The sequence below is a fragment of the Streptomyces sp. NBC_00162 genome, assembly GCF_024611995.1.
Classification (GTDB): domain Bacteria; phylum Actinomycetota; class Actinomycetes; order Streptomycetales; family Streptomycetaceae; genus Streptomyces.
The window spans coordinates 1,899,617-1,913,199 of sequence record NZ_CP102509.1 but is presented as its reverse complement, the minus strand read 5'-3'; the positions used below and the strand labels follow the sequence as shown (position 1 = coordinate 1,913,199).

The 13,583-nt window shown below is 71.5% G+C and carries 13 protein-coding genes and 1 pseudogene; 11 read left to right on the top strand and 3 right to left on the bottom strand.

All coding sequences use genetic code 11. The annotated features are described in order from the left end of the window. Positions 1-52: 52 nt before the first annotated feature. Entirely contained in the window at positions 53-679 is a 627-nt protein-coding gene (locus JIW86_RS09530; protein ID WP_215144428.1) for a DJ-1/PfpI family protein, read from the top strand. Here the strand turns inward: JIW86_RS09530 and JIW86_RS09525 are convergent. Next, positions 666-1,424: an enoyl-CoA hydratase/isomerase family protein gene (locus tag JIW86_RS09525; protein WP_257553364.1), complete on the bottom strand. Its 759-nt coding sequence runs from the start codon at positions 1,422-1,424 to the stop codon at positions 666-668. The genes JIW86_RS09530 and JIW86_RS09525 overlap by 14 nt on opposite strands. A gap of 201 nt (positions 1,425-1,625) precedes the next feature. Between JIW86_RS09525 and JIW86_RS09520 the strand changes: the two genes are divergently transcribed. Further along, positions 1,626-2,168 carry an ATP-binding protein gene (locus JIW86_RS09520; protein WP_215144433.1) on the top strand — a complete coding sequence of 181 codons (543 nt, stop codon included), beginning with the start codon at positions 1,626-1,628 and terminating at the stop codon, positions 2,166-2,168. Positions 2,169-2,207: 39 nt separating this feature from the next. Here JIW86_RS09520 and idi read toward each other — a convergent pair whose 3' ends face one another. After that, positions 2,208-2,807, bottom strand: coding sequence for an isopentenyl-diphosphate Delta-isomerase (gene idi, locus JIW86_RS09515; RefSeq protein WP_215144461.1), 600 nt, complete (start codon positions 2,805-2,807; stop codon positions 2,208-2,210). 174 nt (positions 2,808-2,981) lie between these two features. Then, positions 2,982-3,869, bottom strand: a pseudogene (locus JIW86_RS09510) (SAM-dependent methyltransferase); the annotation flags it as partial. A gap of 384 nt (positions 3,870-4,253) precedes the next feature. Here JIW86_RS09510 and JIW86_RS09505 point away from each other — a divergent pair. The 9 genes from JIW86_RS09505 (at position 4,254) to hpnD (ending at position 13,522) form a co-directional block, all read left to right on the top strand. Continuing rightward, positions 4,254-6,038: a DUF5941 domain-containing protein gene (locus tag JIW86_RS09505; RefSeq protein WP_416237671.1), complete on the top strand. Its 1,785-nt coding sequence runs from the start codon at positions 4,254-4,256 to the stop codon at positions 6,036-6,038. After that, positions 6,035-6,787, top strand: a complete 753-nt coding sequence (locus tag JIW86_RS09500; protein ID WP_215144434.1) for a sugar phosphate nucleotidyltransferase — start codon at positions 6,035-6,037, stop codon at positions 6,785-6,787. The genes JIW86_RS09505 and JIW86_RS09500 overlap by 4 nt, the downstream gene beginning before the upstream one ends. Further along, positions 6,775-7,836 carry an iron-containing alcohol dehydrogenase family protein gene (locus tag JIW86_RS09495; RefSeq protein ID WP_215144436.1) on the top strand — a complete coding sequence of 354 codons (1,062 nt, stop codon included), beginning with the start codon at positions 6,775-6,777 and terminating at the stop codon, positions 7,834-7,836. Before JIW86_RS09500 ends, JIW86_RS09495 begins: the two co-directional genes overlap by 13 nt. Further along, the gene (locus JIW86_RS09490) at positions 7,814-8,593 is read left to right on the top strand and encodes a CDP-alcohol phosphatidyltransferase family protein (RefSeq protein WP_257553362.1); all 780 of its coding nucleotides are present in this window, start codon (positions 7,814-7,816) and stop codon (positions 8,591-8,593) included. Before JIW86_RS09495 ends, JIW86_RS09490 begins: the two co-directional genes overlap by 23 nt. Before the next feature lie 8 nt (positions 8,594-8,601). Continuing rightward, positions 8,602-9,474, top strand: a complete 873-nt coding sequence (locus JIW86_RS09485; RefSeq protein ID WP_257559271.1) for a glycosyltransferase family 2 protein — start codon at positions 8,602-8,604, stop codon at positions 9,472-9,474. Positions 9,475-9,567: 93 nt separating this feature from the next. Then, positions 9,568-10,497 carry an ABC transporter permease gene (locus JIW86_RS09480; RefSeq protein ID WP_257553361.1) on the top strand — a complete coding sequence of 310 codons (930 nt, stop codon included), beginning with the start codon at positions 9,568-9,570 and terminating at the stop codon, positions 10,495-10,497. Continuing rightward, complete coding sequence (locus tag JIW86_RS09475) at positions 10,490-11,272, top strand: ABC transporter ATP-binding protein (RefSeq protein ID WP_257553360.1); 783 nt, start codon at positions 10,490-10,492, stop codon at positions 11,270-11,272. Before JIW86_RS09480 ends, JIW86_RS09475 begins: the two co-directional genes overlap by 8 nt. 373 nt (positions 11,273-11,645) lie before the next feature. Beyond that, positions 11,646-12,575: a squalene synthase HpnC gene (gene hpnC, locus JIW86_RS09470; RefSeq protein ID WP_257553359.1), complete on the top strand. Its 930-nt coding sequence runs from the start codon at positions 11,646-11,648 to the stop codon at positions 12,573-12,575. Then, complete coding sequence (gene hpnD, locus JIW86_RS09465; RefSeq protein WP_257553358.1) at positions 12,572-13,522, top strand: presqualene diphosphate synthase HpnD; 951 nt, start codon at positions 12,572-12,574, stop codon at positions 13,520-13,522. Before hpnC ends, hpnD begins: the two co-directional genes overlap by 4 nt. The last annotated feature ends 61 nt before the right edge of the window (positions 13,523-13,583 follow it).

Sequence of the window (13,583 nt, the reverse complement as noted above, 5' to 3'; positions counted from 1 at the left end):
ACCTGCCGCCCCCGACCGGGGACCGGCACCACGCGACCGCTCCGGAGGAGCCATGCAGATCGCCGTACTGCTCTACGACCGCTTCACCGCCCTCGACGCCATCGGGCCCTTCGACACGCTCGGCCGGCTCCAGGGCTCCGAGACGGTGTTCGTGTCCGAGCGACCCGGGCCCGTGCGGACCGACAACGGGTCGCTCGCCCTCGTCGCCGACAAGGCGCTCCACGAGGTGACCCGGCCGGACATCGTCATCGTGCCCGGCGGACCGCACACCGAGCTGGAGATGAAGAACCCCGTCGTCCTCCAGTGGCTGCGGGACGTCGACGCCACCACCACGTGGACGACCTCCGTCTGCACCGGCTCCCTGCTGCTCGCCGCCGCCGGGCTGCTCGACGGACGGCGGGCCACCAGTCACTGGCTGTTCCTGGACCAGCTGCCGCGCTTCGGGGCCGAGCCGACCGGGGAGCGGGTGGTGTTCGACGGGAAGTACGTCACCGCCGCCGGAGTGTCCGCCGGGATCGACATGGGCCTCACCCTGCTCGGCAGGATCGCCGGTGACGAGTACGCCCAGACCGTGCAGCTGATGACCGAGTACGATCCCCAGCCGCCCTACGACGCCGGTTCCCCGGCCAAGGCCCCCGCCGAGCTCGTCGCGCGACTGCGGGCGGTCAGTCCGCTGTAGGCCAGCGGAAGACGGGCGCCCGGCGCTCCAGGAATGCGGCGACACCCTCCGCGGTGTCGCCGCTTCCGGCCGCCTGCGCCGCCCAGTGCCCGTCCCGGTCCGTCCGCCCGTCCGCGAACTCCTTGGCCGCCGCCTGCGTCAGCTGCGACCGCGAGGCCAGCACGCGCGCGAACTCGCCCACCCGCTTGTCCAGTTGGCCCGCCGGCAGCAGCTCGTCCAGGAAGCCGGTCCGCAGTGCCCGGTCCGCGTCGATCAACTCCGCGGAGAACAGCAGGTACTTGGCGGCGGCCGGGCCGACCAGCCGGGCCAGCCGCCGAGTCGAGGAGGCCGGGTAGACGATGCCCAGCTTCGCCGGGGTCACCCCGAACGAGGCCCCCTCCTCCGCGAACCGCAGATCGCAGGCGGCCGCCAGCTGGCTCCCGCCGCCCACGCAGTACCCGCGGATCGCCGCCAGCGTCGGCTTGGGGAAGGCGGCCAGCGCCTCCTCGGCCGCCACGGCGAGTGCCTGCGGGTCCTCGTCCCCGGTCAGCGAGGAGATGTCCGCGCCCGCGCAGAAGGTCGCGCCCGCCCCGGTCAGGACGAGCACCCGCACGGCCGGGTCGGCGGCCAGCCCCGGCAGCAGCTCCGGCAGGGCCCGCCACATCGCGGCCGTCATGGCGTTCCGCTTGGCGGGGTGCGAGATGACGACGGTGGCGACCCCGTCTGCGACGGTGTGGAGGAGGGCTGGGTCCCGGGCTGCGTCCATGCGCCGGATGCTATCCCGGGGCGTCACCGGCCGGTCCGGCCGGTCCGGCCGGTCCGGTCCACACCGGCGCGGCCACCCCAGAAGATCAGGAACAGTCCAACAACTGACTCTGTCATACGCCATTGGTCAGAATGTGTCCGAATGACGCTGACTTATGGTCAGCGGCGCGGCCCGGACCAGGCTGTTCCGCACTCTAGGCGTGTGGAGACGATCGAGCGCGAAGACGGGGGACGGAAGATGGATGTCAGCGGGAACGTCCCGCCAGCCCGGGAGGCGGAGCCCGAGGCTCCCGCCGACCCCCTCGCGTACGAGGGAGTGTGGAGGTTCACCGCTCCCGCAGTAGAAGAATCCGTTCCGCAGGCGCGCCGCGCCGTCCGGGACCTGCTCGGGCGCCAGGGGGTGCCCGCCCAGCAGGACCTCGTGTACTCCCTGCTGCTGATCGTCTCCGAACTGGTGACGAACTCGGTCCGGCACGCCGCCCTGCTCTCCCCGGAGGTCGCCGTCGAGGTCGCGATCGGCCGCGAGTGGGTACGGGTGGCCGTCGAGGACAACCACCCGTACCGCCCCAAGGCACTGGAGGCCGATTTCGGCCAGACCGGCGGCCGGGGGCTGCTCCTGGTGCGGGAGGTCACGCTGGAGGCCGGCGGGGTCTGCGACGTCGAGCACACCTCGACGGGCGGCAAGGTCATCTGGGCGGCCCTGCCGCTCACCGCGCCGACCGCACCCGCGGCTCCGGTCGCCTGACCGTTGCGGGGACCCCTCCCGGCGCTGGCCGGGGAAGGGCTACCAGCCCGCGGCGTCACCGGTCAGCTCGCGGATCGCGGGCCGCGCCGCGTCCAGAACGGTCATGAACCAGGCAGAGAACGGCACTGCGGCGTGCCGCTTCGCCAGCTCCTCGGCGGTGACGAAGGCGGTGTCCCCGACCTCCTCCGGATCCGGCCGCACGGTCGCCTGCGCGAGTCCCACGAAAAGGTGGTTGAACTCCTGCTCCACCAGACCCGACGCGGGGTCCGGGTGGTTGTAGCGGACCGTCCCCGCCTCCGCGAGCAGCGAGGGGGACAGCCCCAGCTCCTCGTGGGTCCGCCGGGCCGCGGCCGCGAACGGCGACTCCCCGGGGTAGGGGTGACCGCAGCAGGTGTTCGACCAGACGCCGGGGGAGTGGTACTTCCCGAGGGCCCGCTGCTGGAGCAGCAGACGGCCCTGCTCGTCGAAGAGGAACACGGAGAACGCCCGGTGCAACTGCCCGGGTGCCTGATGAGCGGAGAGTTTCTCCGCCGTGCCGATGGTATTGCCGGACTCGTCGACCAGTTCGAGCATGATCGGCTCTTGAGCGCCGGTGCCGTTGGTCGCGCTGTTCGCGGCGGTGGCTGGTGTGGTCGGCATACCCATCCTTCGCTTCGGACTCCGGCCTTCAGTCTGCCGTACAAAAGAGGCTTGTCCGCACTTCGGAGATCCGCGCATGTCTGCCCCCCGTCGCGTGATAAGCGACGAGGGGCAGATCACTTCACGTACTCCGCCCGCGGCGTCAGACCCCGAACGGGGCCGGATATCCAGCGGGGTCCCGAAGGCCGCCAGGTTGACGGCCCGTACGGCGGCCCCGTCGGCCGGGGTCTCCGGCCGGGCGGGTCAGGCGCCGCCGTCCCCGGCGGTCACCGGGCGCAGGACGTAGCCGGTGTACCCGTACTCGTGTCCGTGCCGGGCCCGTACGCGGAGCTCCTCGCGGGTGGCGGCCAGCGCGGCCGCCGTCGCCGGATCCCCGGCGCCGGGGTGGGTCCTGACCCGCTCGGCGAGCGGGCCGTAGTACTCGGCCCAGTCCGAGTCGGGCAGGTGGTGCACGCCGAGCACCCGGTACCCGGCGGCCTGGGCGGCCGCGAGGTTGCCGGCGGTGGAGCGCAGCGGGCATTCCTTGTCCCAGAAGGCGCGGGCGCCGGCGGACGGCTCCGCGACGGTCCACTGGCACTCGGTCAGCACGAGGGTGCCGCCGGGGGCGAGCAGCCGCCTCCACCGCGCGAGCGCGGTGTCGAAGCCGATGACATAGGCGGAACCCTCCGCCCAGACGAGATCGAAGGAGCCGTCGGCGAAGTCCTCGCCCTCCCCGCCGGGCAGTGCGCCCATGTCCGCCCTGACGGTGCGGACCCGGTCGCCGAGCCCGCGGGCCCCGGCGGCCGTACGGAGCTCCTCGAGGAACGGTGCGTAGAGGTCGACGGCGGTCACCTCGGCGCCGTGCCCGCCCGCCTCCGCGGCGAGCAGCAGGGCACTGCGGCCCGGACCGCAGCCCAGGTCGAGGACGCGCGGCCGCTCGGGCAGCGGTCCGCACAGGGACAGCAGGTGCCGGGTGCTCGCGTCGGAACCGGGAGCCTGCCGGGGCAGGCCGCGGTGCAGAGTGAAGAAGGCCTCAATGAAGGCGGTGTCGGTGGTGCCGGTGGTGTCAGTGGTGTCGGTCAACGTGAACCCTTGAACGGGGGCTCCGGCCGACGGGGACCGTCAGTGGATGATCAGGCCCGGCCGGATGCCCGGAAGAAATGGGGGATGCACCGGAGTTCGCTGCGCATGGCCGCGACCACTACGACGGTCATCAACCCACCTCTTTCCACTCGACACGATCAGGGGCGTGTCCACCGTAACATCGGCGCCGTTTGTGGTACCGCGCCGTGATCGTCAATGATGATCACGCCCCGGCCCGGGGCCGGGGATATTCGGCTTATCAGGGCGTAAACGGGTGGTGAACCCCTGCTTCCATTCATCCGATAGCCTCTGCCGACGTGCCGCCGCCCCAATGAGGCGCCCGTCCGGAGCCAGTCCGGACTTCGTTACAAGGAGTGAGTTCGTCTGCCGACCGTCATCCTCACCGGCCTGCCGGTCCCCGGATCACCGCTCGCTGACGAGCTGCGCTCACTCGGCTTCGAGGTCCGCTCCGCCGCCGGTCCCCAGGACGCCGCCGCCGCACTGGCCGCCGTACCCGCCGACCAGCGGGTGGCCGTCGTGGACAGCGCCTTCGTCGGGCACGTGCACGCGCTGCGCCTCGCGCTGACCGACCCGCGCTTCGACGCCTGCGCCGTCACCGGAGCCCTCGCCGTCCAGCCCGGCGCCCGCGAGGCGCTCGACAAGGCCGCCGCCGCCCCGGGCGACGGCCCGGATCCCTACGCCGACCGGCTCGCCGCCGCGGTCGAGGCCGCCGGGACCGCCGTCCAGCGCCCCGAGCTCGGCACCCTCGTCGCCGCCGTCCCGGCCACCTCGGCGGACCGGGACGCGGCCGTCGCCGCAGTCGCCGCCGTCGACGACGAGGCCGTGCGCCTGCGGACCGCCGTGAAGTCCCGCGACGGCTTCTTCACCACCTTCTGCATCAGCCCGTACTCGCGCTACATCGCCCGCTGGTGCGCGCGCCGCGGCCTGACCCCGAACCAGGTCACCACCGCCTCGCTGATCACCGCGCTGATCGCGGCCGGCTGCGCCGCCACCGGCGAGCGCTGGGGCTACGTCGCGGCCGGCGTGCTGCTCCTCTTCTCCTTCGTCCTGGACTGCACCGACGGGCAGCTGGCCCGCTACTCGCTCCAGTACTCGACGATGGGCGCCTGGCTCGACGCGACCTTCGACCGCGCCAAGGAGTACGCCTTCTACGCGGGCCTCGCGCTCGGGGCCGCCCGCAACGGCGATGACGTCTGGGCGCTCGCGCTCGGCGCGATGATCCTCATGACCTGCCGGCACGTCGTGGACTTCTCCTTCAACGAGGCCAACCACGACGCGACGGCAAACACGAGCCCCACGGCCGCGCTGTCCGACAGGCTCGACAGCGTGGGCTGGACGGTCTGGGTCCGCCGGATGATCATCCTGCCGATCGGTGAGCGCTGGGCGATGATCGCGGTGCTGACCGCCTTCACCACCCCCCGGATCGTCTTCTACGCCCTGCTCATCGGCTGCGCCTTCGGCGCGCTCTACACCACGGCCGGTCGGGTCCTGCGCTCCCTGACCCGCAAGGCGACCCGCACCGACCGGGCCGCGCAGGCCCTGTACGACCTCACCGACTCCGGCCCGCTCGCCGAGTTCCCGCGCCGCCTGCTGGGGGCCCGGGGGCCGGCCGCGAGCTCCGTGTGGATCGCCGCCTTCGGCGCCGTCGCCCTCATCGGCTTCGCCCTGAGCCGCCCGTACGGCGACCCGGCGCTGATCGCCGTCGCCGTGCTCTACGCCGTGGCCGCCGGCGAGGCCGTCTCGCGCCCCCTCAAGGGCGCCCTGGACTGGCTGATCCCGCCGCTGTTCCGGGCCGCCGAGTACGTCACGGTCCTCGTGCTCGCCGCCAAGGCGGACGTCCCCGGGGCCCTTCCGGCGGCATTCGGCCTGATCGCGGCGGTCGCCTACCATCACTACGACACGGTGTACCGCATTCGTGGCGGCACCGGCGCGCCCCCGCACTGGCTGGTGCGGACGATCGGCGGCCACGAGGGCCGGGTCCTGCTGACCACGGTGCTGGCCGCCGTCCTCGCGACGCGCGCAACGGACTTCCCCGTCGCGCTCACGGCCATGGCCGTGTTCGTGGCACTCGTGGTGCTCGTGGAGAGCATCCGCTTCTGGGTCTCCTCCGGAGCACCCGCCGTACATGACGAAGGAGAACCAGCATGATCGGCCTTGTACTCGCTGCCGGTGCCGGACGCCGTCTGCGTCCCTACACCGACACCCTGCCCAAGGCCCTCGTGCCCGTCGGTCCCGCGGGCGACGAGGAGAGCATCACGGTTCTCGACCTGACCCTGGGCAACTTCGCCGAGGTCGGCCTCACCGAGGTCGCCATCGTCGTCGGCTACCGCAAGGAGGCCGTCTACGAGCGCCGCGAGGCCCTCGAGGCCAAGTACGGCGTCAAGATCACGCTGATCGACAACGACAAGGCCGAGGAGTGGAACAACGCCTACTCCCTGTGGTGCGCGCGTGACGTCCTCAAGCAGGGCGTGATCCTCGCCAACGGCGACACCGTCCACCCGGTCTCCGTCGAGAAGACCCTGCTCGCCGCCCGCGGCAACGGGCAGAAGATCATCCTCGCCCTCGACACGGTCAAGAGCCTGGCCGACGAGGAGATGAAGGTCGTCACCGCCGACGGTCAGGGCGTCCGGAAGATCACCAAGCTGATGGACCCGGCCGACGCGACGGGCGAGTACATCGGCGTCACCCTCATCGAGGCCGAGGCCGCCGAGCAGCTGGCCGACGCACTGAAGACCACTTTCGAGCGCGACCCCGACCTCTACTACGAGGACGGCTACCAGCAGCTCGTCAACGACGGCTTCACCATCGACGTGGCCCCCATCGGCGACGTCAAGTGGGTCGAGATCGACAACCACGACGACCTCGCCAAGGGCCGGACGATCGCATGCCAGTACTGACGAGGCTCATCCCCTCGCCCGTCGTCGTCGACATCGCCAGCGGAGCGATGGACGATCTGGCCGGCCTGCTGGCCGACCAGCGGATCTCCGCGTCCGGCAAGCTGGCGATCGCGATCAGCGGGGGCTCCGGCGTCGCGCTGCGCGCCAAGCTCGAGCCCGTGCTGCCGCACGCCGACTGGTACGCCGTCGTCGACGGCACCATCGACTCCGCGGTCAAGCTGGCCGACGACATAAAGGGCCGCCGCTACGACGCCGTCGTGGGCCTGGGCGGTGGCAAGATCATCGACGTGGCGAAGTACGCCGCGGCGCGGGTCGGGCTGCCCATGGTGGCCGTCGCCACCAACCTCTCGCACGACGGCATCTGCTCGCCGGTGTCCATCCTGGACAACGACAACGGCCGCGGTTCCTACGGCGTGCCCACGCCGATCGCCATGGTGATCGACCTCGATGTGATCAAGGAAGCCCCGGTGCGGTTCATCCGCGCCGGCATCGGCGACGCGATCTCCAACATCTCGGCGATCGCCGACTGGGAGCTCTCGCACAAGGTCACCGGCGAGCCCGTCGACGGCCTGGCCGCCGCCATGGCCCGTACCGCCGGAGAGTCCGTGCTGCGCCACCCCGGCGGATGCGGTGACGACGAGTTCCTCACCGTGCTCTCCGAGGCGCTGGTCCTCTCCGGCATCGCCATGTCGATCAGCGGGGACTCCCGCCCGTCGTCCGGCGCCTGCCACGAGATCAGCCACGCCTTCGACCTGCTCTACCCGGGGCGCTCCGCGCTCCACGGCGAGCAGGTCGGCATCGGCGCCGCCTTCGCGATGCACCTGCGCGGGGCCGACGAGAAGTCCGGCCTCTTCATCGAGGTGCTGCGCCGGCACGGCCTGCCGGTGACCCCGGAGGAGATCGGCTTCAGCATCGACGAGTTCGTCACGGCCGTCGAGTACGCCCCGCAGACCCGCCCGGGACGCTTCACGATCCTGGAGCACCTCAACCTGTCCGCCGCCGAGATCAGGGACGCTTACGCCGACTATGCCAAGACCATCCGTAGCTGAACTCCGGCCCGTCGTTCACCCGGCGGGCGTCAAGGACCGGGTCAGCGGCGAGCACTGGGGCGGGCGCCTCTACATGCGCGAGATCTCCCTGCGCATCACCCGCCACCTGGTCACCACCAAGGTCACGCCGAACCAGCTGACCTACGTGATGACCCTTGCCGGCGTGCTCGCCCTCCCCGCCCTGCTGGTGCCGGGCATCTGGGGTGCCGTCCTCGGCGTCGTCATGGTCCAGCTGTACCTGCTGCTCGACTGCGTCGACGGCGAGGTCGCCCGCTGGAAGAAGCAGTTCTCGCTCTCTGGCGTGTACCTGGACCGGGTCGGCGCCTACCTGTGCGACGCGGCGGTGCTGGTCGGCTTCGGCCTGCGCGCCTCCGACCTGTGGGGCGGCGGCCCGGTCGACTGGCTGTGGGCCTTCCTGGGCACCCTGGCGGCGCTCGGCGCGATCCTGATCAAGGCCGAGACCGACCTGGTCGGTGTCGCCCGCCACCAGGCCGGCAAGCCGGTGGTCAAGGACGCGGCGGCCGAGCCGCGTTCGTCCGGCATGGCGCTCGCCCGCCGGGCCGCCGCCGCGCTGAAGTTCCACCGGCTCGTCCTGGGCATCGAGGCCTCCCTGCTCATCCTGGTGCTGGCCGTCGCGGACCAGGTCCGCGGCGACCTGTTCTACTCCCGGATCGGTGTCGCCGTCCTCGCCGGCATCGCGATGCTCCAGACCGTGCTGCACCTGGTGTCGATCCTGGCCTCCAGCAGGCTCAAGTGACGGCCCCGATGCGGCTGGGCGCCGTGATCATCACCATGGGCAACCGGCCCGACGAGCTCAAGGCGCTCCTCGACTCGGTCGCCCGCCAGGACGGCGACCCCGTCGAGGTGGTCGTGGTGGGTCAGGGCGTGCGGCTCAGCGGCCTCCCCGAAGGCGTCCGTACCGTCGAGCTGCCCGAGAACCTGGGCATCCCCGGCGGGCGCAACGTCGGCATCGAGGCCTTCGGGCCCGGTGGCAGCGAGGTCGACGCCCTGCTGTTCCTGGACGACGACGGCCTGCTGGAGCGCACCGACACCGCCGAGCTGTGCCGGCAGGCCTTCGCGGAGGACCCGGGGCTCGGGATCGTCAGCTTCCGGATCGCCGATCCGGAGACCGGTGAGACCCAGCGCCGGCACGTGCCGCGGCTGCGCGCCTCCGACCCGATGCGCTCCTCCCGCGTGACCACCTTCCTGGGCGGCGCGAACGCCGTCCGCACGCGGGTGTTCGAGCAGGTCGGGCCGCTGCCGGGGGACTTCTTCTACGCGCACGAGGAGACCGACCTGGCCTGGCGGGCGCTCGACGCCGGGTGGCTGATCGACTACCGAGCGGACATGGTGCTGCTGCACCCGACCACTGCCCCCTCCCGGCACGCGGTCTACCACCGTATGGTGGCCCGTAACCGGGTGTGGCTCGCCCGCCGCAACCTGCCCGCTCCGCTGGTCCCGGTCTACCTGGGCGTCTGGCTCCTGCTGACGCTCCTGCGCAGGCCGTCGGTACCCGCGCTCAAGGCCTGGTTCGGCGGTTTCAGGGAGGGGTGGACCACTCCCTGCGGTCCCCGTCGTCCCATGAGATGGCGTACGGTCTGGCGGTTGACCCGACTGGGCCGACCTCCTGTCATCTGACGAGCCCGCGTCTGGGAACATGGCGCGATCACGGGCTTCGCGCCACCAGCCTGATGCCCCCCTGCCGCATCTTGAAGACGAAAGTTTCAACTTGTGAGTGACACAACCCACGACGGCGCCCTCGCCACGAGCAGGCCGCCGTCCGAAGACGCGGGGCTGAGTTCCGCGGAGCTCGCCAGGAAGTACGGCCTCTCCGTGAGCGGCGCACGGCCCGGCCTGGGCGAGTACGTGCGGCAGCTCTGGGGCCGGCGTCACTTCGTCATGGCCTTCTCCCGGGCCAAGCTGGTCGCCCAGTACAGCCAGGCGAAGCTCGGCCAGGTCTGGCAGGTGGCGACCCCCCTGCTCAACGCGGCCGTCTACTGGCTGATCTTCGGCGTGATCCTCGGCGCGGGCCGGGAGATGCCCAAGGACGTCTACATCCCGTTCCTGGTGATCGGCATCTTCGTCTTCACCTTCACCCAGAGCTCGGTGATGGCGGGTGTCCGGGCGATCTCCGGAAACCTCGGCCTGGTGCGGGCGCTGCACTTCCCGCGCGCCGCCCTGCCGGTGTCCTTCTCGCTGCAACAGCTCCAGCAGCTGCTGTACTCGATGATCGTCGTCTTCGTGATCGCCATCTGCTTCGGCAACTACCCGCGGCTCGCCTGGCTGCTCGTGATCCCGACGCTGGCGCTCCAGTTCGTCTTCAACACCGGCCTCGCCATGATCTTCGCGCGGATGGGTTCCAAGACCCCCGACCTGGCGCAGCTGATGCCGTTCGTGATGCGCACCTGGATGTACGCCTCCGGTGTCATGTTCCCGATCGGGATCTACCTCGACGACCAGCCGGAGTGGATCAGTGACCTGCTGCTGTGGAACCCGGTGGCGATCTACATGGACCTCATGCGGTTCGCGCTGGTCGACGACTACGGCAGCAGCAACCTGCCTCCGCACGTCTGGCTGTTCGCCGTGGGCTGGGCCGCAGTGATCGGCCTCGGCGGATTCGTTTACTTCTGGAAGGCTGAGGAGCGTTACGGCCGTGGCTGACAGTACCCAGGGGCGTGTCCCCACCGTGATCGCGGACGGCGTCCACATCGTCTACCGCGTCAATACCGGCAGCGCCGGCAAGGGAGCGGCCACCGCCGCGCTCAGCAAGATGGTCCGCCGGAAGAAGGGCGATGCGCCGGGCGTCCGCCGGGTCCACGCCGTCCGCGGGGTCTCCTTCACCGCGTACCGGGGCGAGGCCATCGGCCTCATCGGCTCCAACGGCTCCGGCAAGTCGACCCTGCTGCGCGCCATCGCGGGCCTCCTGCCCTGCGAGGAGGGCAAGGTCTACACCGACGGCCAGCCCTCGCTGCTGGGCGTGAACGCGGCGCTGATGAACGACCTGACCGGCGAGCGCAACATCGTCCTCGGCGGTCTCGCGATGGGCATGAGCCGCGAGCAGATCAAGGAGCGCTACCAGGGCATCGTCGACTTCTCGGGAATCAACGAGAAGGGCGACTTCATCTCCCTGCCGATGCGCACCTACTCCTCCGGCATGGCGGCGCGCCTGCGCTTCTCCATCGCGGCGGCCAAGGACCACGACGTCCTGATGATCGACGAGGCCCTGGCCACCGGTGACCGCAGTTTCCAGGTGCGTTCCGAGAACCGCATCCGCGAACTGCGGGAGAAGGCCGGCACCGTGTTCCTGGTGAGCCACAACAACAAGTCCATCCGCGACACCTGTGACCGGGTGCTGTGGCTGGAAAAGGGCGAGCTCCTGATGGACGGGCCCACGGAGGAAGTCGTCTCGGCCTACGAGAAGGCGTCCAACGGCTGACCACGGGAGCCGGCCGCCCCCGGCCGGACCCCGCGAGGCCCCCGCCGCTCAGCGCGGCGGGGGCCTCGGCGTGTCGCGGCAATTCCCGGCGCTATCGGGTGGTGACATTCGGCGGCGACATTCGGTGGCGCGGTGAATACCCCAGAGGTCTTCAAGGCGTTGTACAGCGTAAGCTGAAGCAGTCCTGAATCGCGGCAAGAGGGGACGATTCCCCGCAGGTGAACGGCCTGGCGCACCCCGGGGAAACCCGGGCGGCGTGTCCGAAATAGGATGTATTAGGTCAGCAGTGTAGAACGGGAGACGTGACGGCAATGGCTATGGGAATTCTCCGGCCCCCAGGCTTGACGGCCGTCCCCGCCCCAGGCGGCGGGCGGTGACCGCGGGGGACGGCATCCGGCCCCTGTCCGACACGGTCCACGCGCGCGCCACCCTCGGCAAGGCCGCGACGGAGAACTTCCCCGTCGCCCCCGCGTTCCTGCCCCGCGCCTGGCGGGACGGCCTGATGGCGGTCTACGGGTACGCCCGCCTCGTCGACGACATCGGCGACGGCGACCTGGCCCCCGGCGGACGCGACGCCGTGCTCCTCGGCCTCGAACCCGCCGCGGTGGACGACCCGCTCGCCATGCTCGACGCCTTCGAGGCCGACCTGTGGCGCGTTTTCGGCGGTACCGACGGTCCGCCGCGCCACCCGCTGATGCAGGCCCTCCAGCCCGTCGTGCGCGCCCACCAGCTCACCCCCGAGCCGTTCCTCGGGCTCATCGAGGCCAACCGCCAGGACCAGCGGGTCGCGCGCTACGAGACGTACGGGGACCTCCTCGGCTACTGCGAGCTCTCCGCCAACCCCGTGGGCCGCCTCGTGCTCTCCCTCACCGGCACCGCCACCCCCGAGCGGATCCGCCGCTCCGACGCGGTCTGCACGGCCCTGCAGATCGCCGAACACCTCCAGGACGTCACCGAGGACCTCGGCCGGGACCGGATCTACCTGCCCGCCGAGGACATGCGGCGCTTCCACGTGGCGGAGACCGACCTCAAGGCCCCGTCCGCCGGCGCGTCCGTACGCGCCCTGATCGCATACGAAACCGAACGCGCGCGGGAGCTGCTGAATGAAGGCACCCCCCTCGTGGGTAGCGTGCACGGCAGACTCCGGCTGCTGCTCGCGGGCTTCGTGGGAGGGGGGCGGGCCGCCCTGAGAGCCGTCACCGCCGCCGGCTTCGACGTACTTCCCGGCCCGCCCAAGCCCACCAAGAGCGGCTTGATCCGCGAGGTGGCCGCCGTCCTGCGCACTGCGCCGAGAAAGGGGTGAGCCCGACCGTGGAGGGCCCCACACACGTGTCCGCGCCGGTCCAGGCGGCGTACGGCTACTGCGAGGCCGTCACCGGATCGCAGGCGCGCAACTTCGCGTACGGCATCCGGCTGCTGCCCACCGACAAGCGGCAGGCGATGTCCGCGCTGTACGCCTTCTCCCGGCGGGTCGACGACATCGGCGACGGCACGCTGGCGCCCGAGGCGAAGCTGGCCCGGCTGGAGGAGACCCGCGCCCTGCTCGGGCGGATCCGCGCCGAGGAGATCGACGAGGACGACACCGACCCGGTCGCCGTCGCCCTCGCGCACGCAGCGCGCCGGTTCCCGATCCCGCTCGGCGGCCTCGACGAACTCATCGACGGCGTCCTGATGGACGTGCGCGGCGAGACGTACGAGACCTGGGACGACCTCAAGGCCTACTGCCGCTGCGTGGCCGGGGCCATCGGGCGGCTCTCGCTCGGCGTGTTCGGCACCGCACCGGGAGTCCCCGACTCCGGGCGCGCCGCCGAGTACGCCGACACGCTCGGCCTGGCCCTGCAACTCACCAACATCCTCCGGGACGTTCGCGAGGACGCCGCCAACGGGCGCACCTACCTGCCCGCCGAGGACCTCGCCAAGTTCGGCTGCTCCGAGGGCTTCCAAGGCGACCGGGCCCCCGAGGGTTCCGACTTCGCCGGGCTCGTGCACCACGAAGTGCGGCGCGCCCGGGCGCTGTTCGCCGAGGGCTACCGGCTGCTGCCGATGCTCGACCGGCGCAGCGGCGCCTGCGTGGCCGCCATGGCCGGCATCTACCGGCGCCTCCTCGACCGCATCGAGCGGGAGCCGGAGGCGGTCCTGCGCGGCCGCGTCTCGCTGCCGCCGCACGAGAAGGCGTACGTCGCCGTGCGCGGCCTCTCCGGCCTCGACGCGCGGACCATCTCCCGGCAGAGCACCCGGAGGCGGACCTGATGCCCTCGAGGACGACGACGATGACGACGACCGCCGCGGCTCCGGGACAGGCAACCCCCGC

Bases quoted from the DNA above. Each gene is read 5' to 3' on its own strand.
- JIW86_RS09530 (WP_215144428.1), top strand. From the start codon at position 53: ATGCAGATCGCCGTACTGCTCTACGACCGCTTCACCGCCCTCGACGCC.
- JIW86_RS09525 (WP_257553364.1), bottom strand. From the start codon at position 1,424: ATGGACGCAGCCCGGGACCCAGCCCTCCTCCACACCGTCGCAGACGGG.
- idi (WP_215144461.1), bottom strand. From the start codon at position 2,807: ATGCCGACCACACCAGCCACCGCCGCGAACAGCGCGACCAACGGCACC.
- JIW86_RS09500 (WP_215144434.1), top strand. From the start codon at position 6,035: ATGATCGGCCTTGTACTCGCTGCCGGTGCCGGACGCCGTCTGCGTCCC.
- JIW86_RS09495 (WP_215144436.1), top strand. From the start codon at position 6,775: ATGCCAGTACTGACGAGGCTCATCCCCTCGCCCGTCGTCGTCGACATC.
- JIW86_RS09490 (WP_257553362.1), top strand. From the start codon at position 7,814: ATGCCAAGACCATCCGTAGCTGAACTCCGGCCCGTCGTTCACCCGGCG.
- JIW86_RS09485 (WP_257559271.1), top strand. From the start codon at position 8,602: ATGCGGCTGGGCGCCGTGATCATCACCATGGGCAACCGGCCCGACGAG.